Below are 22,847 nucleotides of genomic sequence, written 5' to 3' on the forward strand. Positions count from 1 at the left end.
TGAGCTGTCGCCGCGTCACACCAGCGTTCTACCGCGAACCACCCCAAGCCAGCAGCGGAACACAGATATTGATCACGACCTCACACACGCCCTAGTGGCGCCCCGCATGAAGCGTAGCGCCGTACACGTGCCTCTGTTGGTACCTTCGACACCCCGGAGTTCCGGGGCATCACCTTCCACGAAGTCCGCGCCCGCTCGATCGTGAACCGGGTGCCGGGTGCGTCCCGGATGCCGTTCGAGTGGACGGTGAACCCCTACCGGGGCTGTTCGCACGCCTGCGTCTACTGCTTCGCCCGCAAGACCCACAGCTATCTGGACCTCGACACCGGGCTCGGCTTCGACTCGCAGATCGTCGTCAAGATCAACGCCCCGGAGCTGGTGCGCCGCGAGCTCGCCGCCGGCCGCTGGCACGGCGCGCACATCGCGATGGGCACCAACGTCGACTGCTACCAGCGCGCGGAGGGCCGCTACCGCCTGATGCCCGGCATCCTCGCGGCCCTGCGCGACCACGCGAACCCCTTCTCCATCCTGACGAAGGGCACGCTGATCCTGCGCGACCTGGAGGTCCTGCGGCAGGCGGCCGAGGTCACCGAGGTGGGCGTCTCGGTCTCCGTGGGCTTCGTCGACCCCGAGCTGTGGCGCACCGTGGAGCCCGGCACCCCCTCCCCCGAGCGCCGCCTCGACGTCGTGCGCGCCCTCAGCGAGCACGGCATCGGCTGCGGGGTGCTGATGGCGCCCGTCATCCCGTTCCTCGGCGACCGGCCGGAGCAACTGCGGGCAACGGTCCGCGCGATCGCCGCCGCCGGCGCGACCTCGGTGACCCCGCTCGTCCTCCATCTGCGTCCCGGCGCCCGGGAGTGGTTCATGGAGTGGCTCGGCCGCCACCACCCCGAGCTGGTGGGGCGGTACGAGCGCCTGTACGCGGACGGGGCGTACGCGCCCACGTGGTACCAGCGCCGCATCACCCGCCACGTGCACGAACTGGCGGCCGAGTACGGCATCGGGCCCGCACACCGCGGGACCCCCCGCGCACTCCCCGGACGCGACGAGCCGCAGCCCCCGCTCGACGGCGCGGAGCCCACCCAGCTGACCCTGCTCTGACCGGACCCCGGCGGATCGGTCGCACCGGACGCCGCAGGGGCAAACGGGTCATCTCTCACCGGAACAGGTCCTACCGGCTCCGAATGCGGGGAGCATCCGGCGGGGGCTGCCGTCACGCGCAGCCGTGTTCCCCCATCACGGGAGGCCATATGACGAAACGTCCAGGGATTCTGTTCGCCGTCGGGGCGACGGTCGCGGGTCTGGTGACCGCCGTGCCGTCCCCGGCGACCGCCGACGCCGGTGCGCGCCGCGCCGTATCGCTCAAGTGGGCCGACTGCGCCACCAAGTCGTCCCCAACGCTCCAGTGCTCCTCGGTGAGTGCCCCGCTCGACCATGACGACCCGTCGGGCCGGAAGGTCACGCTCGCCCTGACCCGGGTCCCGCACACCTCGAAGACCTTCCAGGGCCCGCTGCTGGTCAATCCGGGCGGCCCCGGCGGCAGCGGACTGTCGATGGCCGGTTTCGTCGCCGCCTCGCTGCCGAAGGCGGTGGCCGCCCAGTACGACGTGATCGGTTTCGACCCGCGCGGCGTCGGCAAGAGCCGGCCGGCCCTGGACTGCGTGCCGAAGTACTCGGATCCGGTGCGGCCCGACTCGGTGCCGCGCACCCTGCGGGACGAGCAGGCCAACCGGGACCGCGCCCGGTCCTTCGCCGCCGCCTGCGGCAAGAAGTACCCGGACCTGCTGCCGTACATGGACACGGTCAGCGCGGCCAAGGACCTCGACGTGATCCGCCGGGCGACCGGCGCGGCCAAGCTCAACTACCTCGGGTACTCCTACGGCACCTACCTGGGCTCGGTGTACGCGAAGCTCTTCCCGGACCGCGTCCGGCGCCTCGTCCTCGACTCGAACGTCGACCCGACCGGCATCTGGTACGACGACAACCTCAGCCAGGACTACGCGTTCGACAACCGCCACAAGGCGTTCATGGCCTGGGTGGCGAAGTACCGGAGCACGTACCGGCTGGGCAGCGACCCGGCGGAGGTCGAGGCGGCCTGGTACCGGATGCGGGACGCGGTCAGGAAGCATCCCGCGGGCAAGAAGGTCGGCGCGAGCGAGCTGGACGACACGTTCCTGCCGGGCGGCTACTACAACGGCTACTGGCCCGCGCTGGCCGAGGCGTTCGCCGGTTACGTGAACCACAAGGACGAGAAGACGCTGGTCACGGCGTACGAGCGGTTCGGCGCGGTCGACGCGAAGGGCGACAACGGGTACTCGGTCTACACGGCCGTGCAGTGCCGGGACGCCCAGTGGCCGCGCGACTGGAACCTCTGGCGCAACGACTCCTGGAGGGTGCACGCCAAGGCGCCCTTCATGGCCTGGAGCAACACCTGGTACAACGCGCCGTGCGCCGACTGGCCGGTGGAGCCGCTGAATCCGGTCCGGGTCTCCAACCACGGCCTGCCGCCCGCGCTGCTCTTCCAGGCCACGGACGACGCGGCCACACCGTACGAGGGCGGAGTCACCCTGCACCGCAAGCTCCGCGGGTCCAGCCTGGTCGTCGAGCAGGGCGGCGGCAACCACGGCGTCACCCTGGGCGGCAACGACTGCCTGGACGCGTACCTGGCGGACTATCTCGCCAAGGGCACCGTGCCGCGCGGCAAGGGCGGTGACGTGGACGCGGTCTGCGCGAAGACGCCTGACCCGAAGCCCGCGACCGGCAAGGCCGCGAAGGCGGCGCCCCGTACGGGCGCGGAGGGCCGGGGCAGCGCGCTGCACGGAGTGCTCGGCTTCCGGGGCTGACGGAGCCGGGATTCACGTTCCCTGCGGGGGCGTGCGCGAGGATGGGCGTGTGACCACACGCCCCGCTCCCGCGCACGCCCCCGAACTGCTGGTCCGGGACATGACCGTCGAGGACTGCGAGGCCGTGGCGACGGTCCGGGTGCGCGGCTGGCAGAGCGCCTACGCGGGGCTGATGCCGCAGGCGCATCTGGACGCGATGAGCATCGCCGAGGACGCGGAGCGGCGCCGGGGGTTCCTCGCCGAGGGCAACGAGGTCGTCAACGTGGTGGCGGAGCGGGCGGACCTCGGCGTCATCGGCTGGGCGGCGTACGGGCCGTACCGCGAGGACGGCGGACGGCTCGCGCGCGGTGAGCTGTACGCGCTCTACGTGCTGCCGGAGCGGACGGGGACGGGAGTGGGCCGGGCCCTGATGGCCGAGGTGCTGGCGCGCGCCGCCGCGGCCGGTCACCCGGAGCTCGCGCTCTGGGTGCTCAGGGAGAACGCGCCGGCCCGCCGCTTCTACGCTCGCGCGGGCTTCCGCCCGGACGGCGCGGAGGAGCCCTTCGAGGTGGACGGCGTGCCGGTGCCCGAGGTGCGTTACGTGCGCCCGCTCGGCGCGCCCGAGGGGCGCTGACCGCGCACCGCCGCGCCCCTCAGAGCGCAGGCAGCCTGCTGAGCGCCTCACCGGCCGGGCCGCCCAGCCGGGGGTGCGGCAGGGCCGCCTCCAGCACCGGGCGGGCCTGTGCGTCGCCGAGCCGCCCCAGCCCCTCGACGCAGGCCAGCGCCACCCGCCAGTGCGGTTCGTCCGGCCCGAGCAGCCTGCGCAGGGTGCTCACCAAGGCCGGTACGGACTCCGGGGCGCGCAGTTCACTGAGCAGCCGGACCGGGTACAGCGCGTAGGCGGTGCGCAGGGAGTTGGTGGCGAGCGCGGCGGCGGCGCGCGGGGTGCGCGGGTCACCGAGGCGGGCCAGGGCGTGGGCGGCGCCGGCGCACCGCTCCGGGTCGCGGTGGTTGAGCAGCAGCACCAGCGTCTCGAAGGCCCGCCGGTCGCCGCCGCAGCCCAGCCGGAACGCCGCGATCTCGCGGGCCCACAGCGGGCGTTCGCGCTCGATGAGGACCTGCGCCAGCTCTTCGTCGTCCTCGGTGACGAGCAGCCGGCGGTAGGCCGCCGACTCCCCCGACTCTTCGGCCAGCCGGTGGGTCAGGGACTGCAGCTCCTCGTCCATGACCGTCAGCGTATCGGTGCACACGCAGCGTGCCGAAGAGGGCGTCGAGTGTGAGCGGGCGCACAACGACGCGGGGCTGGCGCGCTCGTTACTCGCCGGTTAACCTCATGTGAGCGGGACACTCCCCCGCCGGCTCCGGTGGCCTGGTGACGCAGCCACCCGGAGTGAATGTCGGTTCGGCAGCTGTGCGAGGCGTGACTCCGGGACAGAGTCCGCCGCCCCTTCCCGGTCCCGGCGTGCCCCGCGCGCCCGGACGTGAGCACCACGACAGGCAACTCCCGCACGCCGCGCACCCTCGGCCCCTCTCATCGGCCGCGCGCCGTGCGTCCCTCAGTCGTCACTCATCCCTGGAGTCCCGTGATGGACACCCCGCTCAGCATCATCGCCGTCGTCGGCCTCGGCACGATGGGCACCGGCATCGCCGAGGTCCTCGCCCGCTCCGGCCGCGAGGTCATCGGAATCGACATCAATGACGCGGCCGCCCGGCAGGCCGTCGCCGCCCTGGAGGCCTCCACCGCACGCGCCGTGCGGCGCGAGCGGATCACCGAGGAGGAGCGGCGCGACATCCTCGCCCGGTTCCGTACCTTCTCCGACCTCCAGGCCGCCGCGGACGCGGAGCTGGTCATCGAGGTCGTGCCCGAGACGTACGAGATCAAGCAGCAGGTGTTCCGGGATCTCGACGCGGTCGTCTCCCCCACCGCGATCCTCGCGACGGGCACCAACGCCCTGTCGGTGACCCGGCTAGCCGCCGAGTCCCGGCACCCGGAGCGCGTGCTCGGCCTGCACTTCTTCAACCCGGCGCCCGCGATGAAGCTGGTCGAGGTGGTCTCGTCCGTGCTCACCGCGCCGCCCGCCGTCGCGGCGGTCACCGACCTCGCCCGCCGGCTGGGCAAGGAGCCGGTCGCGGTCGGGGACCGCCCGGGGTTCGTGGCCGACGGATTGCTGTTCGGCTACCTCAACCAGGCCGCGGCGATGTACGAGGCGCGCTACGCCTCCCGCGAGGACATCGACGCGGCGATGAGGCTGGGCTGCGGTCTGCCGATGGGCCCGCTCGCCCTGCTGGACCTGATCGGCGTCGACACCGCCCGTACCGTCCTGGAGGCGATGTACTCCGCCTCGCACGACCGGCTGCACGCCCCCGCGCCCATCCTCGGCCAGCTCAGCGAGGCCGGGCTGACCGGCCGCAAGACGGGCCGCGGTTTCTACACCTACGCGGGGCCGGGCAGCCAGGACGTGGTCCCGGACGCGCTGACGCCCGCGCAGGACAGCGCGGCGGGCGCCGGGCGCAGCGTGCGCTCCGTGGGCGTCGCGGGCTCCGGGACGATGGCTTCGGGGATCGCCGAGGTCTTCGCGAAGGCCGGGTACGACGTGGTGCTCGCCGCGCGCGGCCAGGAGAAGGCGGAGGCCGCCAGGGGCCGGATCGCGAAGTCGCTGGAGCGTTCGGTCGCCAAGGGGCGGCTGACGGCCGGGGCCCGGGACGAGACCCTGGCCCGGATCACGGCGGCCGGTTCGCTGGACTCCTTCGCCGAGGTCGACCTCGCCGTCGAGGCCGTGGCCGAGGACCTGCTGGTCAAGCAGCAGCTGTTCGCCACCCTGGACAAGGTGTGCCGGCCGGGCGCGGTGCTCGCCACCACCACGTCCTCGCTGCCGGTGGTGTCGATCGCCCGTGCCACCACCCGGCCGGAGGACGTCGTCGGGATGCACTTCTTCAACCCGGCGCCCGCGATGAAGCTGGTCGAGGTGGTCCGCACCGTCCTCACCGCCGACGACGTGCACGCCACGGTCCGCGAGGTCTGCGCGAAGGTGCGCAAGCACCCGGTGGACTGCGGGGACCGGGCCGGGTTCATCGTGAACGCGCTGCTGTTCCCGTACCTCAACAACGCGATCAAGATGGTCGAGGAGCACTACGCGACCCTCGACGACATCGACGCCGCGATGAAGCTGGGCGGCGGCTACCCGATGGGGCCCTTCGAGCTCCTGGACGTCGTCGGCCTCGATGTCTCGCTCGCCATCGAGAAGGTGCTGCACAGCGAGTTCCGCGACCCGGGCCTCGCCCCGGCGCCGCTGCTGGAGCACTTGGTGGCGGCCGGCTGCCTCGGCCGCAAGACGGGGCGCGGCTTCCGCGAGTATGCCCGGCGCTGAGAGGGCCCGGCCCGCCGGGCCGGGAGCCGGTTGGGGCGGGCTGCTCGGTCCTCCGGGCAGCCCGCCCCCACAGGCGCGCTCCCCTGCACTGATGCAGTACGTTCACACCATGTCCCAGCCCGCCAGGTCCCCCCGTGTGTCCGCCGCGCCCGACGCCCCGGAAAGTGCCGCGGGCACGCGTGCCGCCGCCCAACGGCTCAAAATGCGCCGTGAACTGGCCGCCGCGGCGATGGAGCTCTTCGCCACGAAGGGGTACGAGGCGACGACGGTCGACGAGATCGCGGGCGCCGCGGGCGTCGCCCGGCGGACGTTCTTCCGGCACTTCCGTTCCAAGGAAGAGGCCATCTTCCCGGACCACGACGACACCCTCGTACGTGCCGAGGCGGTCCTGAACGCCGCTCCGGCGCACGAGCACCCGCTCGACACGGTCTGCCGGGGCATCAAGGAAGTCATGAAGATGTACGCGGCGAAGCCCGCGGTCTCCGTGGCCCGCTACAAGCTGACCCGCGAGGTGCCCACCCTGCGGGAGGCGGAGATCGCCTCGGTGGCCCGCTACGAGCGGCTCTTCACGCGCTATCTGCTGGGCCACTTCGACGAGCGCGACCACCACGTCGGCAATGACGACCCGCTGCTGGCGGAGGTGGCGGCGTCCGCCGTGGTCACCGCGCACAACCATGTGCTGCGCCGGTGGCTGCGGGTGGGCGGCCAGGGCGATGTGGAGGCGCAGCTGGACCACGCGTTCGCCATCGTCCGCGACACCTTCGGCACCGGGATCGGTGCGGGCCGGACCGCGGGGAGCGAGGCGGCGAAGGCGCCGGCCGCCTCGGTGAGCACCGAGGGCGAGGTCCTGGTCGCCGTGGCGCGCACGGACGCGCCGCTGGACGAAGTGATGCGGACGATCCAGCAGGCGCTCAAGGAGCGCTGAGCGGGGGCGCACGGCTGCCGGCGGCCTCAGACCCACGGCGGCGGTGCGGTCCCGTCGTTCCAGGCCACGAGCGCCTCGCCGTCCACACAGAGGATCGCGCACTGCTCCGCGTACTCCAGGGCCGGAGTGGTGTAGGCGCTGGTGGTGACGCAGACGGCGATCTCGGCCTCGTGCACGGCGTAGCAGGTTCCGCCGAATCGCTGGAGGTCCTGTGAGCCGACCTTGTTGTCCGGCCCGTAGTACTTGCACTGGACGACCAGTCGCCGTCCGTCGGGGGCGGTCGCGATCACGTCGGCCCCCAGGTCGCCCGCTCCGCCGACAACCTGCACGTCGGAGCAGCCGTCCCGCTCGCAGAGCGCGGCGATCGCGTCCTCGAACCCGTCGGCGTCCAGGGCCTCGTGGCCCTGCGCCTCCTCCTCGGGCTCGGCCGGCTCCCACTCCTGTTCCCGCACCGGTTCCGGCAGCAGTTCCGGCAGAGGTTCCGGTTCCGGCAGGACGGCCGTGCGCCCCCTGCCGTCGTCATGGAGGGGCCGGAACTCCGGGCCCGGGGAGCTTTCGGGCTCCTGGGGCGGCTCGAAGAGCTCCTGCACGACCTCGGAGAGCGGGCCGGGGCCGCCGCGCGGGCGGCGGCGCGTCCGGCGGAGGTACAGGAGGAGGGCGCCCGCAGAGGCGAGCGCGGCGACCGGCACGACGGCGGCCGGATGCCTGAGCACCCCCTCCCAGGCGATGCGCACCATCAGTCCTCCACCGCAGATCAGCAGGGCCACGGCCCCGAATCCGCCGGCGGTCGTGCGCACGCTGAAAGCCTTCGGGGAGCCGCCGGAGCCCCGCCCTCGCACCGGTACCGTCATGCGCGCAGCCCCGATATGCCTCTTCCAAGATCATTCATGTCTGCCGTCTGCCCCGCCCGGAGCGATCCAACGGCGGCAAATCCGGTTGCCGGTGTACCGGCCCGGTGCTGTGGTGTGCGGATGAGCGATCAGACAACCGCACACCGTGCAGAACTACTGGCCGTCTTCGACCGGGAGATGCGCGAGCTCGCCCGCCCCGACGGCCCCGGCGTCCGCGTCGAGCGCACCGGCGACGTCGTACGCCAGGCCGGTGCGGCCCATGACTGGAACGGGGTCGTCTGGTCGTCTCCGGACCTGGACGCCGCACGGGCCGACGCGGCGATCGCCGCCCAGGTGGCCCACAGCGTGGAGCACGGGTACGACGAGTTCGAGTGGAAGCTGTACGCGCACGACCGCCCGGCCGATCTCGGGGCCCGGCTGCTGGCGGCCGGTTTCGAGGCGGAGGAGCCGGAGACCCTGCTGGTCGCGCCGGTCGCGGACCTGCCCACGGAGGTCGTGCTCCCCGACGGCGTCCGGCTGCGCACCGTACGTGACGAGGCCGATGTGGAGCTGATGGCCCGCGCCCACGGGCAGGCGTTCGGCTCTGACTGGTCGCGGCTGCGGCAGCAGGTGCTGGCCCGGCTGAAGGAGGACCCGGACCACTTCGTGGGGGTGCTCGCCATGGCGGGCGACGAGCCGGTCTGCTCGGCCCGGATGGAGCTGTACCCCGGCACCGGCTTCGCCGGGTTGTGGGGCGGCGGCACGGTGGAGGCGTGGCGCGGCCGGGGCGTCTACCGGGCACTGATCGCCTTCCGGACCCGGATCGCCGCGGAGCGCGGTTTCCGGTACCTCCAGGTCGACGCGACCGAGGACAGCCGCCCGATCCTCCAGCGCCTCGGGTTCACGGCCCTGACCACGACGACTCCGTACATCTACCGCCCCGCCTCCTGAGCCACCGCTACGGGGCACATCACACCAAACGCCCCTCGTGTTGCTCATGCGTGGCACCCGGTCGACAATTGAGGGAAATTACTGGCACCCAGTGCCTTGCCAGCTGTCACGGAGTGCCATACGTTGAAGTCGTCCGGGCGGCCGGCGTGCTGAGACCTCACGTACGCCGGCTGTCCCCGCAAGCCAGGTGCCTGCGTGCCCGGACGCCTGCGTCACAGGCGAACCCTTCTGCTCCACAGAGCAAGCAGCCGAAGCATCACCAGCCGAACCGACGGCACACCTCCACGCACCACCGCTCCCCCTGCATCGCAGGACCCTCAAGCGTTCCCTCAAACGCAGCTCCATCGGAGGCACACCGTGAAGGAAATCCTGGACGCGATCCAATCGCAGGACAGCACGGCCGCGGACTTCGCGGCGCTGACCCTCCCCGAGTCGTACCGCGCGGTGACCGTGCACAAGGACGAGGCCGAGATGTTCTCCGGCGTCGACAGTCGCGACAAGGACCCCCGCAAGTCCCTCCACATCGAGGACGTGCCGGTGCCCGAGCTGGGGCCGGGCGAGGCGCTGGTGGCGGTCATGGCCAGCTCGGTCAACTACAACTCCGTGTGGACGTCGATCTTCGAGCCCGTCTCGACCTTCGGCTTCCTGGAGCGGTACGGAAGGCTCAGCGAGCTCAGCAAGCGCCACGACCTTCCGTACCACGTCATCGGCTCGGACCTGGCGGGTGTCGTCCTGCGCACCGGTCCGGGCGTGAACGCCTGGCATCCCGGTGACGAGGTCGTCGCGCACTGCCTGTCGGTCGAACTGGAGTCCTCGGACGGCCACAACGACACGATGCTCGACCCCGAGCAGCGCATCTGGGGCTTCGAGACCAACTTCGGCGGACTGGCCGAGGTCGCCCTCGTGAAGTCGAACCAGCTGATGCCGAAGCCGGACCACCTCAGCTGGGAGGAGGCCGCGGCCCCCGGGCTGGTCAACTCCACCGCGTACCGCCAGCTCGTCTCGCGCAACGGCGCGGGCATGAAGCAGGGCGACAACGTGCTGATCTGGGGCGCGAGCGGCGGACTGGGCTCCTACGCGACGCAGTTCGCGCTGGCCGGCGGCGCCAACCCGATCTGTGTCGTCTCCAGCGACCAGAAGGCGGAGATCTGCCGGAAGATGGGCGCCGAGGCGATCATCGACCGCAACGCCGAGGGCTACAAGTTCTGGAAGGACGAGCACAACCAGGACCCGCGCGAGTGGAAGCGGTTCGGCAAGCGCATCCGCGAACTGACCGGCGGCGAGGACGTCGACATCGTCTTCGAGCACCCGGGCCGCGAGACGTTCGGCGCGAGTGTGTACGTGACCCGCAAGGGCGGCACGATCGTCACCTGCGCCTCGACCTCCGGCTACACCCACGAGTACGACAACCGCTACCTGTGGATGTCGCTGAAGAAGATCGTGGGCTCGCACTTCGCCAACTACCGCGAGGCGTGGGAGGCCAACCGCCTGGTCGCCAAGGGGAAGATCCACCCGACGCTGTCGAAGGTCTACTCCCTGGAGGACACCGGCCAGGCCGCGTACGACGTGCACCGCAACCTCCACCAGGGCAAGGTCGGCGTCCTGGCGCTGGCGCCGCGCGAGGGTCTGGGCGTGCGCGACGAGGAGCTGCGCGAACAGCACATCGACGCCATCAACCGCTTCCGGAACGTCTGACATGGCGGGCCGCCGCAAGGACCGCCCCTGGCTCATGCGGACGTACGCGGGCCACTCGACCGCCGAGGCGTCCAACGAGCTCTACCGGCGCAACCTCGCCAAGGGCCAGACGGGCCTGTCGGTCGCCTTCGACCTGCCGACCCAGACGGGTTACGACCCCGACCACGTCCTCGCCCGCGGCGAGGTCGGCCGGGTCGGCGTGCCCGTCTCGCACCTCGGCGACATGCGCCGGCTGTTCCAGGACATCCCGCTGGAGCAGATGAACACCTCGATGACGATCAACGCCACCGCGATGTGGCTGCTGGCGCTCTACCAGGTGGTCGCGGAGGAGCAGGGCGCGGACGCGGACAAGCTCCAGGGCACCACCCAGAACGACATCGTCAAGGAGTACCTCTCGCGCGGGACGCACGTCTTCCCGCCGGGCCCCTCCCTGCGGCTGACCACCGACATGATCACGTACACGGTCAACCGCATCCCCAAGTGGAACCCGATCAACATCTGCAGCTACCACCTCCAGGAGGCGGGGGCCACCCCGGTCCAGGAGATCGCGTACGCCATGTCGACGGCCATCGCGGTCCTCGACGCGGTGCGCGACTCCGGGCAGGTGCCGGCGGAGAAGTTCGGCGCCGTGGTCGCCCGGATCTCCTTCTTCGTGAACGCGGGCGTCCGGTTCATCGAGGAGATGTGCAAGATGCGCGCCTTCGGCCGCATCTGGGACCGGATCACCCGGGAGCGCTACGGCATCACCGATGCCAAGCAGCGCCGCTTCCGCTACGGCGTCCAGGTCAACTCGCTCGGCCTGACCGAGGCCCAGCCGGAGAACAACGTCCAGCGCATCGTGCTGGAGATGCTGGCCGTCACCCTCTCCAAGGACGCCCGCGCCCGCGCGGTGCAACTGCCCGCCTGGAACGAGGCACTGGGGCTGCCGCGCCCCTGGGACCAGCAGTGGTCGCTCCGTATCCAGCAGGTGCTCGCCCACGAGAGCGATCTGCTGGAGTACGAGGACATCTTCGCCGGGTCCCATGTCATCGAGGCCAAGGTGGACGAGCTGGTCACCGACTCGCTCGCGGAGATCGACCGGATCCAGCAGATGGGCGGCGCCATGGCGGCCGTCGAGTCCGGCTACCTCAAGTCCGAGCTGGTCTCCTCGCACGCCGCCCGGCGGGCCAGGATCGAGGGCGGCGACGAGAAGATCGTCGGCGTCAACATCTACGAGACGACCGAGCCCAATCCGCTCACCGCCGACCTCGACGCCGCGATCATGACGGTCGACCCCTCGATCGAGGCCGAGGTCGTCGCCGCGCTCCACGAGTGGCGCGACAACCGCGACGAGGCCCGCGCCACCGAGGCGCTGGCCGTCCTGAAGAAGGCCGCCGCGGGCACCGAGAACATGATGGAGGCCACCGTCGAGTGCGCCCGCGCGGGCGTCACCACGGGCGAGTGGTCCTGGGCGCTGCGCGACGTCTTCGGCGAGTTCCGCGCACCGACAGGAGTGTCGTCCGCCCCGGTCGCGGTGATGGCCGAGGAGGGCACCCCGCTGGCCCTGGTACGCGAGAAGGTCGCCCGGACCGCCGCGGACCTGGGCGTGGGCCGGCTGCGGCTGCTCGTCGGCAAGCCCGGCCTGGACGGGCACTCCAACGGCGCCGAGCAGATCGCGGTACGCGCGCGGGACGCCGGTTTCGAGGTCGTCTACCAGGGCATCCGCCTCACGCCCGAACAGATCGTCTCGGCCGCCGTCGCCGAGGACGTGCACTGCGTCGGCCTGTCGATCCTGTCCGGCTCGCACGCCGAGCTGGTGCCCGACGTGCTGAACCGGCTCCGCCGGACAGGCGCGGGCGACATCCCGGTGATCGCCGGCGGGATCATTCCCCCCGCCGACGCCGAGGCTCTGATCAGGGCCGGTGTCGCCGCCGTCTTCACCCCGAAGGACTTCGGCATCACGGAGATCATCGGCCGTATCGTCGACGAGATCCGGAAAGCGAACAAGCTCGACACCCTGGAGGTCCCCGCATGACTGCCGTCAACCGCCCGCCCGTCTCCCGCCTGCGCCCCCGCCGCTCCTGTCTCGCGGTACCGGGAAGCAACCCCCGCTTCCTGGAGAAGGCCCAGGGCCTCCCGGCCGACCAGGTCTTCCTGGACCTGGAGGACGCCTGCGCGCCGCTCGCCAAGGAGGGCGCCCGGCACACCATCGTCGACGCGCTGAACAACGGTGACTGGACGGGCAAGACCCGGGTCGTGCGGGTCAACGACTGGACGACGCACTGGACGTACCGCGACGTCATCACGGTCGTCGAGGGCGCGGGCCCCAACCTCGACTGCATCATGCTGCCCAAGGTCCAGGACGCCCAGCAGGTCGTCGCCCTGGACCTGCTGCTCACCCAGATCGAGAAGACGATGGGCTTCGAGGTCGGGAGGATCGGCATCGAGGCGCAGATCGAGAACGCCAAGGGCCTGGTGAACATCGACGACATCGCCGGCGCCTCGCCCCGTCTGGAGACCCTGATCTTCGGCCCGGCCGACTTCATGGCGTCGATCAACATGAAGACCCTGGTCGTCGGCCAGCAGCCGCCCGGGTACGGCGCGGACGCGTACCACTACATCCTGATGCGCATTCTGATGGCGGCCCGCACGCACGACCTCCAGGCGATCGACGGCCCGTTCCTGCAGATCCGCGACGTGGACGCGTACCGCGAGGTCGCGGGCCGTGCGGCGGCCCTCGGCTTCGACGGCAAGTGGGTGCTGCACCCCGGCCAGGTCGACGCGGCGAACGAGGTGTTCTCCCCCTCGCAGGAGGACTACGACCACGCCGAGCTGATCCTCGACGCCTACGACTGGTGCACCTCGGAGGAGGGCGGCAAGAAGGGCTCGGCGATGCTCGGCGACGAGATGATCGACGAGGCCAGCCGCAAGATGGCCCTGGTCGTCGCGGGCAAGGGCCGCGCGGCGGGCATGGAGCGCACCTCCAAGTTCGAAGCTCCGGAGGCCTGACATGCGGTTCGGACGCACCTACGAGGAATTCGAGATCGGTGCTGTCTACAAGCACTGGCCCGGAAAAACCGTCACCGAATACGACGACCACCTCTTCTGCCTGTTGACCATGAATCATCACCCGCTGCACATGGACAGCAACTACGCGGAGAAGACGACCGATTTCGGCAAGAACGTTGTCGTCGGCAACTACATCTACTCGCTGCTGCTCGGCATGTCGGTTCCGGACGTCTCCGGAAAGGCGATCGCGAACCTGGAGGTCGAGTCGCTGAAGCATGTCGCGCCGACCTTCCACGGCGACACGCTCTACGGCGAGACGACGGTCCTGGACAAGACTCCGTCGAGGTCCAGGAGCGACCGCGGAATCGTTTATGTGGAGACCAGGGGATACAAGCAGGACGGCACGGTGGTCTGTGTGTTCCGTCGCAAGGTGATGGTTCCCACAGAGACCTACATCAAGGAGCGGGGCGGAGAACAGCCCGGCCGCCCGGAGCCGAAGCAGACTTCGCAGAAGAACGTGGAGAAGTAGCCATGGCCCGACTCGCCCAGACCGCCGGCCTCAACGATGTCCAGCGGGAAATCCTCTCCACGGTCCGGGATTTCGTCGACAAGGAGATCATTCCGGTCGCGACCCAGCTGGAGCACCGCGACGAGTACCCGACCGAAATCGTCGAGGGCCTCAAGCAACTCGGACTCTTCGGGCTGATGATTCCCGAGGAATACGGCGGGCTGGGTGAGTCTCTGCTCACCTACGCCCTGTGCGTGGAGGAGATCGCCCGCGGCTGGATGAGCGTGTCCGGGATCATCAACACGCACTTCATCGTGGCGTACATGCTCAAGCAGCACGGCACGCAGGAGCAGAAGGACACCTTCCTGCCCCGGATGGCACTGGGCGAGGTGCGCGGCGCGTTCTCGATGTCCGAGCCGGCCCTGGGCTCCGACGTCGCGGCCATCACCTCCAAGGGCGTCAGGGAGGGCGACGAGTACGTCCTGAACGGCCAGAAGATGTGGCTGACGAACGGCGGCACGTCCAATCTCGTCGCCGTCCTGTGCCGGAGTGACGAAGGCCACCCCGAGGGCACGCCGCCGCACAAGTCGATGACCACGTTCCTGGTGGAGAAGGAGCCCGGATTCGGCGAGGTCCGGCCCGGCCTCACCATCCCCGGGAAGATCGACAAAATGGGTTACAAGGGCGTCGACACGACCGAACTCATCATGGACGGCCTACACATTCCGGCCAATCGTGTACTGGGCGGCACCACCGGCCGAGGGTTTTACCAAATGATGGACGGAGTGGAGGTGGGCCGGGTAAATGTCGCTGCCCGTGGCTGCGGCGTCGCACAGCGTGCATTCGAGCTGGGCGTTTCCTACGCACAGCAGCGCCATACCTTCGGAAAACCGATCGCCCAGCACCAGGCGATCCAGTTCAAGCTGGCCGAAATGGCCACCAAGGTAGAGGCCGCTCATGCGATGATGGTAAATGCAGCACGCAAAAAGGACTCCGGGGAACGAAACGACCTGGAGGCAGGGATGGCGAAGTACCTCGCCTCCGAGTACTGCAAGGAAGTCGTCGAGGACGCCTTCCGGATCCACGGCGGTTACGGCTTCTCCAAGGAGTACGAGATCGAGCGCCTCTACCGGGAGGCCCCGATGCTGCTGATCGGTGAAGGTACCGCCGAGATCCAGAAAATGATCATCGGGCGCCGACTCCTCGAGGAGTACCGGTTCCAGGGTTGATTGCCCCATTCGCGGTGATTTTACCGCGAAGAAGATCACACCCTGTCATCCTCACCTGGTGCCTTCCAGACGTCCGACTCGGCTGCTGGCTTGCCCAGTTGCGGTCCGCAACCGATAACATCGCCGGAAAAGCCGCCGTCCCCCGTTGCCAGCGCGGCATCATCCGCTACGAAGGTCATCCATGCCCGACAGCCATACCTCTGCACCACGCGGCGGGGTCCGCCTTGCACGCGGAGCTTCGCCGTGGCTCCTCCCGACCGTCGCCACCGCCGCACTCAGCCTGTCCCGGGCCCGCAGGTCCGGGCGCTGGGCGGCGGTGGCCGTGCCCACCACCGCGCTCGCGGCGGGCATGCTGTGGTTCTTCCGCGACCCCGAGCGCGAGATCACCCAGGGGCGCGTCATCTCACCGGCCGACGGCGTGGTGCAGAGCATCATGCCGTGGAAGGACGGGCGCACCCGCGTCGCGATCTTCATGAGCCCGCTGAACGTCCACGTCAACCGCGCGCCACTGGCCGGCACGGTGACATCGGTCGAGCACATCCCCGGTGGCTTCGTTCCGGCGTTCAACAAGGAGAGCGAGAACAACGAGCGCGTTGTCTGGCACTTCGACACCGAACTCGGCGACATCGAGATGGTGCAGATCGCGGGTGCCGTTGCCCGCCGCATCGTCCCGTACGTCCCGCAGGGCACGAAGGTGGACCAGGGCGAGCGGATCGGCCTGATCCGGTTCGGCTCCCGCGTCGACATCTACCTTCCGGAAGGTATCGATGTCGCGGTCGAGGTCGGCCAGGCCACCACCGCGGGGGTGACTCGCATTGACCGTGATTGATCCCGAGACACAGGCGGGCTGGGTGCCCGAGGCGGATGCCGAGGACGACACCGAGGACATGCCGCTCTCGATGCGGCTGTCGATAGCGGACACCCTCACTCTCGGTAACGCCACGTGCGGTTTCATGGCGGTGTACTTCACCACCACGGGCATCCTCATCCCGCACCTCACGGGCAGCGACGAGAGCGGCATGGCGCGGCACTCCGCGGCCACCGCCGTCATCCTGATGCTGATGGCCGCGATCTTCGACCTGTTCGACGGACTCGTGGCCCGCAAGCTGCGCTCCTCGCCGATGGGTGCCGAGCTGGACAACCTCTCGGACCTCGTCAGCTTCGGGCTCGCCCCGGCGTACTTCGTCCTCGTCTACGGCATGGTCGCGGACGACGCACACCAGCGGGTCTCGGCCCTCGCCGCGATCGTCGTGCTGCTGGCGGTGGTGCTCAGGCTTGCGAGATTCTCCTGTGTGACCTTGAAGGACGGCATGTTCCAGGGCATGCCGAGCCCCTTCGGAGCGCTCACGGTCATCTCGATCGTGCTCCTGGAGCTGCCCTTCGTGCCGACGCTGCTCGCGATCGTCGGAGTGGCGTGGCTGATGGTCAGCCGGGTCGAGTACCCCAAGCCGCGAGGTGTCCTCGCGGTGGCGATGCTCGGCTGGATCGTGGCCGCGATGGGGCTGCTGGCCGCGTGGGCGTTCGACGCCCCCGGCGGTCAGCTGCTGCTCCAGACCGGCTGTGCGCTCCAGGTGGTCCTGGGAGCGGTCATCCCGCTCTTCGCGACCGCCCGCCGGGTGAACACCTTCCGCGACAACCGGCGCGAGGCACGGGCGGCGCAGCTGCCGTAACGGCTCACGCACGTCATGGCGAGAGGGCCCGGATGCTCCCCAGCATCCGGGCCCTCTCGCATGCTCCGGACACCTAACGAGCGGGCACCCGGTGCATCTGCCGCCTGGGCTGTCCCTGGATGACCGAGTGGATCCAGGCGAGTTGCCGGGAGATCTCGCCGGCCCCTGCGGTCTTCTCCCGGTCGGAGCCGTCGAAGACGCCGAGGAGGACTTCGGCGCCGTGCGGGGCGATGCTCATCACCGGGCCCCCTGAGTCACCGCCGGCGGGAATCCCGGACACCTTCGCCATGCAGAAGTCCGAGCCGCCCGGCACGGTGTAGCCCTCGCACCGGCGGGCGTCCGGCCGCAGGACCCGCAGGACCGACTGCTTGAGCACCGGGGACTGACAGCTGTTCTCGTCCCCGGTGCAGGTGGCGCCCCACCCGTACTGCCGGACGGTCCGGCCGGGGCGGACACGGGCTGTGGCCAGCCGAGCCGTGCGCACTTTCATCGGCGGGACCTCGACGAGCATCATGTCGGCCTTCGCGCTTCCCACCCGGCCGCGGGGCACCGGGTGAACCGTGGCGCCCTTCCGCATGTCGAGGCTGCCGACCCGGAACGAGATCCGCTTGTCGGCGACCGGATTCCCCTGCTCGAAGAAACAGTGCGAGGCAGTGATGATCCACCGGCGGCTGATCGCCGTCCCGGTGCACGCCGGAGTTCCGTCGATGAGCATGCGCACGGCCCACGGGGCGTATGTGCTCCTCGATCCCCCGATAACGGCCGAGGCAGGGGCGGACGACATCACCGAACCCGTCACCACCAGTAAGAGGGTCAACAGCAATACACGAACGCGACGCGCCATTCGGAACAGCTCCTCTGGTCAGGGAACGGGCCGTACTGGTGGTCGGATACCCCGCCGGGCCGGAAGGTTCCGAAGGGCTCGAATGACCCGAAGGGGCAGGAGATATCGAGCGGACATGTCTTGAGCGGGCGCTGTTTACCCAAGGGCACCTGTCCAAGGCCCTCGCAGATGTTCTCCGTTCAATCACCTGCACCGTCTCCACGGTCGTGAGCTTCTGCCGTTCCGGGCGCTCGGCCTGCAAATTCCTGTGGCGCGGGAGCACCTCGCTCATACATGCCACGGCACGTCCCTCATACGGAAACTTCTCCACTTTCCCGCCGGGCCAGGCGGTACGGTGCCGGCGCGGAGGCACCGCCCGTGAGGCGGCGGGACCGGAGGAGGGGGATTCAGCGGATGTCGGACTGGCCACTGGCGATCGGCGTGCTCGGCACATTGACGATGCTGTTCTTCTTCTGCGCCGGTGACCGGTTCATCGGTGTCATGGGCGGACGGACTCCCTGGGGCATCTTCGGGTTCGTCGTGTCGCAGATGGTGGAGAAGGGGGTCTGGTTCTTCCCCGGCTCCACCCCCGCCTGGTACGGGCCGTCAACGTACGTCTCGGCGATGGTGGCCGGCTTCGCGGGCTTCGCCCGCCTCCAGCCGACCACGCCGGAGCAGCGCGCCAACCCGGAGAACGACCCGCTCTCGGCGAACGAGCACGCGGCCTCCGCCGAGGAGCGGCTGCGGAGCTACGCCGTGTCGGACGATCTGGCAGTGCTGGACCGGGCCGTGGACGACTTTCGTACCGCCACCCGCCGGAGCGTGGGTCACGGCTCCCACCTCGTCCATGTCTGCTCCCTCATCCGGGCCGTACGGATGCGCTACGAGCGGCTCGGGCGGCTCCAGGATCTCGACGAGGCCGTCGAGGCCGGTGAGCGGGCCGACCGGGCCGGGGGCGCAGGCCAGGCCCGCGGCCGTATGCTCTGCCAGCTCAGTACCGCGTTACGGCTGCGCTACGACCACCTCGGCGCGGCGGACGATCTGGCGCGGGCCGTCGCCGCCGGGCGCGAGGCCGTACGGCTCGTCCCGTCCCGCAGCCCTCACTTCCCCGGTACGTGCGGCCAGCTCGGCGCCGCACTGCACAGCGAGTTCCTGCGCACCGACGACATGGCCGTCCTGGAACAGGCCGTCGCCCAGGTGTCGGCCGCGGTGGAGTGGTCCGACGCACGCGGCTACCGGCGCGCGGCGGACCGGGCCACCCTCTGCTACCTCCTGGTGCAGAGGGGGAAGCGGACCGGGGACCTCGCGGACATCGACAGGGCCGTGAAGCTGGGACGGGAGGCGCTGGAGCCGCTCGCGCCGGGAGAGGCGCTGTTCGCGACGTGCCTGAGCAATCTCGGCCTGGCGCTGCGTACCCGGCACGGGCTGCGGGCGGGCGCCGACCGGAAGCCGCCCACGGAGGATCTGGACGAGGCGATCAGCCTGAGTGAGCGCGCCCTGAGCACCGCGCCGGCCGATGCCCCGGAAAGGGCGGTCTACCAGGTCGTCGCGGCACTGGCACTTCGTGATCGCGGCCAGTACGACACGTCCCGCACGACCGGCGGCGGTCCCGCCCGCCCCGGAAAGCTGGACCTGGCCCTCGACGCGGCGCGGGCCGCTGCGACCCACCCGAGGGCCGATGTGCCGACGCGGATGCGGGCCGGACTGCTCTGGAGCGATATCGCCGCCTCCGCCGCCCGGTATCAGGAGGCGGTGACGGCGTTCGAGACCGTCATCGCGCTCCTGCCCCGGCTGGCCGGCCGCGAACTGCGCCGGGCGGACCAGGAGGACCGGCTCGGCCGGTACACCGGCATCGCGGCGGACGCCGCCGCCTGCGCCCTCTCCGAAGGCGCTCCCGAGCGGGCGGTGGCGATGCTGGAGCTGGGACGCGGTGTGCTGCTCTCGCGGGAGCTGGACCTGCGGGCCGACATCGGTGAACTGCGTGCCCGCAAGCCCTCGCTGGCGCGGGAGTTCGAGGAGCTGCGGGTGGCTCTCGCCGAGGGACGCGCCGAACGGCCGGCGGCCGGTGCCGCGGACTCCCGTTCCCGGCGCCGCGAGGAGGGCGAGCGCTGGGACGTGCTGCTGCGTGAGATCCGCTCGCTCGACGGGCTCGCGGACTTCGCGGGGCCGCCCTCCCCGCAACGCCTGCTCGCCGGGGCCGCCGAGGGTGCCGTCGTCTATCTCAACGTGAGCCGGTACCGCTCCGACGCGGTCATCATCGCCCCCGACGGCATCCGTTCCGTCCCGCTGCGTGTCACCCCGGGCGAGGCCGAGCACCAGCGGCGCGCGCTGGACGCCGCCCTGGACGCCCGGGACGGCGGGGAGGCGGAGCGGGCCGCGACGGTGCACGAGGTGCTCGGCTGGCTGTGGGACACCCTGGCCGAACCCGTACTGAACGCCCTCAAGGACCTGCACGGCGCACATCGCGGACCAGGGCTGCCACGGGTGTGGTGGGTGCCGACCGGATCGCTCGCGCTGCTGCCCGTCCACGCGGCGGGCCACCGCGGCGGTACGCGGTCCCTGCTCGACCGGGTGATCTCCTCCTACACGCCCACGGTACGGTCCCTGGCCACCGCCCGAGCCGCCCGCGCCGTCCCCGCCCGGCCGCGGCCGCCCCTCGCGGTCACCATGTCCAGCACACCGGGAGAGGGCCCGCTCTCCGGGGCAGAGGCGGAGGCGCGGATGGTGCAGGGCCTCTTCCCGGGGACCGTCCGCCTCACCGGTGCGGACGCGACCCGGGAGCGGGTCCTGAGCGCACTCCCGCACCACACCTGGGCACACTTCGCGTGCCACACGGCAACCGATCCCGACGTCCCCTCACGCAGCGGGCTGCTCCTGCACGACCATCAGCGGCATCTGCTGACCGTCGAGGACGTGTCGGGGCTGGACCTGGGCAGCCCCGAACTGGCCTATCTGTCCTCGTGCGACACCGCCCGCACCGCGCCCCGCCATGCCGACGAGGCCATCCACCTGGCCTCCGCCTTCCAGCTGGCGGGCTATCGCCAGGTCATCGCGACGCTGTGGCGGGTGGAGGACGAGGTCAGCTCCGTGTTCGCCGAGAAGGTCTATGCGGAGCTGGCCGAGGCGGTCCGGTCAGAGGTGCCGGTCGACGCGGCGGCCGCGGTGCGTCGCGCCACCCTGGCGGTCCGTGAACTCTGCCCCCACAGGCCTCAGTTCTGGGCGAGTTATCTGCACGTCGGGTGCTGAACGGGGGCCGGGGGCTCAGGCCCCGCCGGCCGTGCTGCCCGGCAGCTCGGGCGGTTCGGAGAGCGCGGGCGGCCGCGTGGTCGCGTCGGCCTCTCGCGGCGGGCAGGAGACCCCCGCCGGGTCGGCGGGGCCACGGGTCGGTTCGGGCATCCTGAGGACTGGCGTGTGTCCCCGGAACTCCCCGCCGCCCTTCATGCGCAACTTCTTCTCGAATTCGGTCAGTTCCGGCTCTTCGGCCCTGGGGGCGGTCATCCTGGCTCCTCGGTGGTCCGGGCGGCCGGAACGGCCGCCGGGGGGATGTCGGGCGGCGCGGCGGCGGGCGGGGAGAGGAGTTCCAGCACATCGGTGTCCGCCGCCCTGATGTGGATCCCGGCGCTGCCCCGGACGGGCCGGACGAAGCTGCCGTCCGGCTTCATCAGCCACGCCGACTCGAGGTAGATCTCGGGGGCCTGCGGATACGAGGTGGCGTAGGACCGGCTCCCGTACCAGCCGCCCACCCAGGCGCCGTCCCGCAGCCGCATCCGGACGAAGCAGGGCCCGGACCGGAGGAACAGATGGTCCCAGGCGGTGGGCGTCGAGCGGTAGCGCGCGGGCCGCCGCCGCCGCTGCCACCAGGTGACACCACCGGCGGCCGCGGCCGGCACGACGATGAACAGCACCAGCCCCAGCAGCCCGGCCGACCGGGGCTGCTGCGCGACGGACTCCCGGCCCGCCGGGCCCGCGTGCCGGGCGAAGCGGACCAACTGGGGCCCTGCCGCGATCAGATACAGGGTGTCGAGCACCACGGATGCCGCCACGGCCCGCAACACCCGCTCTCCCAGGTCCCGTTCGCCGGGGACCGGGCCACGCCAGCGCTCCCGCAGGAACTGGTAGGTGACTCCCGGCAGGACGAACAGCACCAGCAGGGCGATCTGGAGCAGGGTGGACGGGGACTGTCCCATCACATGCCCCGCAGGCCCTCGGACGGATCGTGCGCGATCAGCCTGGCCCGCCGCGCCCGGACCGCCAGCACGGCAGCGGCCACCGCCGTCGAGATCGCCACCCAGGGCCTCGCGTGCACGATCCCCCAGGCGACGTCCGACTGCCGGGAGACGGCCACCGCGACCAGCACCCCGCCGACCATCCACAGGGTCCCCGACACCCGCCTCGGAACGGTCATCTCCGCGAGCAGCAGGAGGGCTCCGAGCAACGCGGTGACGGCGACCGCCATCGCGAAGGGATCACTCGCCACGAGCACCCGGTACTCACCGATGTTCAGCAGGCACGCCACGGTCAGCCACTTGGCCCGGCCGAACCCGACGAGGGGCGACAGGATCACGAGACCCAGCACCAGCGCGTAGACCACCGACTCCGGTACGTGCATGAACCGACTCCCCCGCCCCGCTGTGCGCCCACCATCAGCGTCCTGCCGGAAAGGCTAGTCAGGTCCGGGGAACATCGAGATCCCTCGTTCGGGTGATTGTGATTCCCCAAGGTTTCCGGCCGCCGGGCCATCGGAGGGCGCGCCCGGCCCACCGCGGAGGACGGGCTGCCCCACCCTCCCAGCCGCGGTTGTTTTTTACGTATGAATGCAAAGCTTTTGCACACCATCAGAGGCCACTGCTGCTCTGCCTGGCCGCACGACACGCCTCGGCTACCCCGATCACACGCCCTGCATCACGCGTTCTTCACAGGTTTGAGTCATGAATTTGAGTATCTCAAGCAGAATTTTGCGCAGCAGCATGGACGTGCTTGCGGTACTGCTCCTAGCCTGTGGGGCGTCCGAAGAGCCCCCACGAGCCGCAAGGACGAC

The 22,847-nt window shown here is 70.7% G+C and carries 19 protein-coding genes and 1 pseudogene; 14 read left to right on the forward strand and 6 right to left on the reverse strand.

Annotation, left to right across the window (positions count from 1 at the left end):
- Positions 1–141: 141 nt before the first annotated feature.
- The 3 genes and pseudogenes from ACIQM0_RS37870 to ACIQM0_RS37880 form a co-directional block, all read left to right on the forward strand.
- Positions 142–1,101 (forward strand): annotated as a pseudogene (locus ACIQM0_RS37870) (Rv2578c family radical SAM protein); the annotation flags it as partial.
- A gap of 149 nt (positions 1,102–1,250) precedes the next feature.
- Complete coding sequence (locus tag ACIQM0_RS37875) at positions 1,251–2,843, forward strand: alpha/beta hydrolase (protein WP_401295487.1); 1,593 nt, start codon at positions 1,251–1,253, stop codon at positions 2,841–2,843.
- Positions 2,844–2,943: 100 nt separating this feature from the next.
- The gene (locus ACIQM0_RS37880; RefSeq protein ID WP_401295553.1) at positions 2,944–3,456 is read left to right on the forward strand and encodes a GNAT family N-acetyltransferase; all 513 of its coding nucleotides are present in this window, start codon (positions 2,944–2,946) and stop codon (positions 3,454–3,456) included.
- A gap of 19 nt (positions 3,457–3,475) precedes the next feature.
- Here ACIQM0_RS37880 and ACIQM0_RS37885 read toward each other — a convergent pair whose 3' ends face one another.
- Positions 3,476–4,048: an adenylosuccinate lyase gene (locus tag ACIQM0_RS37885; protein ID WP_401295489.1), complete on the reverse strand. Its 573-nt coding sequence runs from the start codon at positions 4,046–4,048 to the stop codon at positions 3,476–3,478.
- Positions 4,049–4,408: 360 nt separating this feature from the next.
- On the opposite strand from ACIQM0_RS37885, the gene ACIQM0_RS37890 reads away from it, so the two are divergent.
- A complete protein-coding gene (locus ACIQM0_RS37890; protein WP_401295491.1) occupies positions 4,409–6,190 on the forward strand; it encodes a 3-hydroxyacyl-CoA dehydrogenase family protein in 1,782 nt (593 codons plus the stop codon).
- A 109-nt stretch (positions 6,191–6,299) separates the two neighbouring features.
- Positions 6,300–7,115: a TetR family transcriptional regulator gene (locus ACIQM0_RS37895; protein ID WP_363020740.1), complete on the forward strand. Its 816-nt coding sequence runs from the start codon at positions 6,300–6,302 to the stop codon at positions 7,113–7,115.
- Between the two features lie 26 nt (positions 7,116–7,141).
- Here ACIQM0_RS37895 and ACIQM0_RS37900 read toward each other — a convergent pair whose 3' ends face one another.
- Positions 7,142–7,912, reverse strand: a complete 771-nt coding sequence (locus tag ACIQM0_RS37900; RefSeq protein WP_401295493.1) for a restriction endonuclease — start codon at positions 7,910–7,912, stop codon at positions 7,142–7,144.
- A gap of 174 nt (positions 7,913–8,086) precedes the next feature.
- On the opposite strand from ACIQM0_RS37900, the gene ACIQM0_RS37905 reads away from it, so the two are divergent.
- The 8 genes from ACIQM0_RS37905 to pssA all read left to right on the forward strand — a co-directional run bounded on the left by ACIQM0_RS37905 (position 8,087) and on the right by pssA (position 16,986).
- Positions 8,087–8,896 (forward strand): GNAT family N-acetyltransferase, encoded by an 810-nt coding sequence (locus ACIQM0_RS37905; RefSeq protein ID WP_401295495.1) that lies wholly within the window; start codon positions 8,087–8,089, stop codon positions 8,894–8,896.
- A 357-nt stretch (positions 8,897–9,253) separates the two neighbouring features.
- The gene (gene ccrA, locus ACIQM0_RS37910) at positions 9,254–10,591 is read left to right on the forward strand and encodes a crotonyl-CoA carboxylase/reductase (RefSeq protein ID WP_401295497.1); all 1,338 of its coding nucleotides are present in this window, start codon (positions 9,254–9,256) and stop codon (positions 10,589–10,591) included.
- A gap of 1 nt (position 10,592) precedes the next feature.
- Entirely contained in the window at positions 10,593–12,605 is a 2,013-nt protein-coding gene (locus tag ACIQM0_RS37915; protein WP_401295499.1) for a protein meaA, read from the forward strand.
- Positions 12,602–13,579 carry an HpcH/HpaI aldolase/citrate lyase family protein gene (locus tag ACIQM0_RS37920; RefSeq protein ID WP_401295501.1) on the forward strand — a complete coding sequence of 326 codons (978 nt, stop codon included), beginning with the start codon at positions 12,602–12,604 and terminating at the stop codon, positions 13,577–13,579. The genes ACIQM0_RS37915 and ACIQM0_RS37920 overlap by 4 nt, the downstream gene beginning before the upstream one ends.
- Position 13,580: 1 nt before the next feature.
- Complete coding sequence (locus ACIQM0_RS37925) at positions 13,581–14,108, forward strand: MaoC family dehydratase (protein WP_363020746.1); 528 nt, start codon at positions 13,581–13,583, stop codon at positions 14,106–14,108.
- 2 nt (positions 14,109–14,110) lie between these two features.
- A complete protein-coding gene (locus tag ACIQM0_RS37930; RefSeq protein WP_401295503.1) occupies positions 14,111–15,316 on the forward strand; it encodes an acyl-CoA dehydrogenase family protein in 1,206 nt (401 codons plus the stop codon).
- 181 nt (positions 15,317–15,497) lie between these two features.
- Positions 15,498–16,145 carry a phosphatidylserine decarboxylase gene (locus ACIQM0_RS37935; protein WP_024489890.1) on the forward strand — a complete coding sequence of 216 codons (648 nt, stop codon included), beginning with the start codon at positions 15,498–15,500 and terminating at the stop codon, positions 16,143–16,145.
- The gene (gene pssA, locus ACIQM0_RS37940; protein WP_385029026.1) at positions 16,132–16,986 is read left to right on the forward strand and encodes a CDP-diacylglycerol--serine O-phosphatidyltransferase; all 855 of its coding nucleotides are present in this window, start codon (positions 16,132–16,134) and stop codon (positions 16,984–16,986) included. Before ACIQM0_RS37935 ends, pssA begins: the two co-directional genes overlap by 14 nt.
- A gap of 73 nt (positions 16,987–17,059) precedes the next feature.
- On the opposite strand, the gene ACIQM0_RS37945 is transcribed toward pssA, so the two are convergent.
- On the reverse strand, positions 17,060–17,830 hold the full coding sequence (locus ACIQM0_RS37945) for a S1 family peptidase (RefSeq protein ID WP_401295506.1): 771 nt from the start codon (positions 17,828–17,830) through the stop codon (positions 17,060–17,062).
- A 393-nt stretch (positions 17,831–18,223) separates the two neighbouring features.
- Between ACIQM0_RS37945 and ACIQM0_RS37950 the strand changes: the two genes are divergently transcribed.
- On the forward strand, positions 18,224–21,055 hold the full coding sequence (locus ACIQM0_RS37950; RefSeq protein WP_401295508.1) for a CHAT domain-containing protein: 2,832 nt from the start codon (positions 18,224–18,226) through the stop codon (positions 21,053–21,055).
- Positions 21,056–21,070: 15 nt separating this feature from the next.
- Here the strand turns inward: ACIQM0_RS37950 and ACIQM0_RS37955 are convergent, their stop codons facing one another.
- Genes ACIQM0_RS37955 through ACIQM0_RS37965 form a run of 3 tightly spaced genes read right to left on the reverse strand, consistent with a single transcriptional unit; the run spans position 21,071 to position 22,418 of the window.
- Complete coding sequence (locus ACIQM0_RS37955) at positions 21,071–21,307, reverse strand: hypothetical protein (protein WP_401295510.1); 237 nt, start codon at positions 21,305–21,307, stop codon at positions 21,071–21,073.
- Positions 21,304–21,996 (reverse strand): DUF6338 family protein, encoded by a 693-nt coding sequence (locus ACIQM0_RS37960; RefSeq protein WP_401295512.1) that lies wholly within the window; start codon positions 21,994–21,996, stop codon positions 21,304–21,306. The genes ACIQM0_RS37955 and ACIQM0_RS37960 overlap by 4 nt, the downstream gene beginning before the upstream one ends.
- Entirely contained in the window at positions 21,996–22,418 is a 423-nt protein-coding gene (locus tag ACIQM0_RS37965; protein WP_401295514.1) for a hypothetical protein, read from the reverse strand. The genes ACIQM0_RS37960 and ACIQM0_RS37965 overlap by 1 nt, the downstream gene beginning before the upstream one ends.
- Positions 22,419–22,847: the final 429 nt, after the last annotated feature.

The organism is Streptomyces sp. NPDC091387, from assembly GCF_044756945.1.
In the GTDB taxonomy this organism is placed as follows: Bacteria; Actinomycetota; Actinomycetes; order Streptomycetales; family Streptomycetaceae; genus Streptomyces.

Coding starts and splice junctions, on each gene's coding strand:
- ACIQM0_RS37875 (WP_401295487.1), top strand. CDS start 1,251: ATGACGAAACGTCCAGGGATTCTGTTCGCCGTCGGGGCGACGGTCGCG.
- ACIQM0_RS37880 (WP_401295553.1), top strand. CDS start 2,944: ATGACCGTCGAGGACTGCGAGGCCGTGGCGACGGTCCGGGTGCGCGGC.
- ACIQM0_RS37885 (WP_401295489.1), bottom strand. CDS start 4,048: ATGGACGAGGAGCTGCAGTCCCTGACCCACCGGCTGGCCGAAGAGTCG.
- ACIQM0_RS37890 (WP_401295491.1), top strand. CDS start 4,409: ATGGACACCCCGCTCAGCATCATCGCCGTCGTCGGCCTCGGCACGATG.
- ACIQM0_RS37895 (WP_363020740.1), top strand. CDS start 6,300: ATGTCCCAGCCCGCCAGGTCCCCCCGTGTGTCCGCCGCGCCCGACGCC.
- ACIQM0_RS37905 (WP_401295495.1), top strand. CDS start 8,087: ATGAGCGATCAGACAACCGCACACCGTGCAGAACTACTGGCCGTCTTC.
- ACIQM0_RS37915 (WP_401295499.1), top strand. CDS start 10,593: ATGGCGGGCCGCCGCAAGGACCGCCCCTGGCTCATGCGGACGTACGCG.
- ACIQM0_RS37920 (WP_401295501.1), top strand. CDS start 12,602: ATGACTGCCGTCAACCGCCCGCCCGTCTCCCGCCTGCGCCCCCGCCGC.
- ACIQM0_RS37925 (WP_363020746.1), top strand. CDS start 13,581: ATGCGGTTCGGACGCACCTACGAGGAATTCGAGATCGGTGCTGTCTAC.
- ACIQM0_RS37930 (WP_401295503.1), top strand. CDS start 14,111: ATGGCCCGACTCGCCCAGACCGCCGGCCTCAACGATGTCCAGCGGGAA.
- ACIQM0_RS37935 (WP_024489890.1), top strand. CDS start 15,498: ATGCCCGACAGCCATACCTCTGCACCACGCGGCGGGGTCCGCCTTGCA.
- ACIQM0_RS37945 (WP_401295506.1), bottom strand. CDS start 17,830: ATGGCGCGTCGCGTTCGTGTATTGCTGTTGACCCTCTTACTGGTGGTG.
- ACIQM0_RS37950 (WP_401295508.1), top strand. CDS start 18,224: ATGTCGGACTGGCCACTGGCGATCGGCGTGCTCGGCACATTGACGATG.
- ACIQM0_RS37955 (WP_401295510.1), bottom strand. CDS start 21,307: ATGACCGCCCCCAGGGCCGAAGAGCCGGAACTGACCGAATTCGAGAAG.
- ACIQM0_RS37960 (WP_401295512.1), bottom strand. CDS start 21,996: ATGGGACAGTCCCCGTCCACCCTGCTCCAGATCGCCCTGCTGGTGCTG.
- ACIQM0_RS37965 (WP_401295514.1), bottom strand. CDS start 22,418: ATGCACGTACCGGAGTCGGTGGTCTACGCGCTGGTGCTGGGTCTCGTG.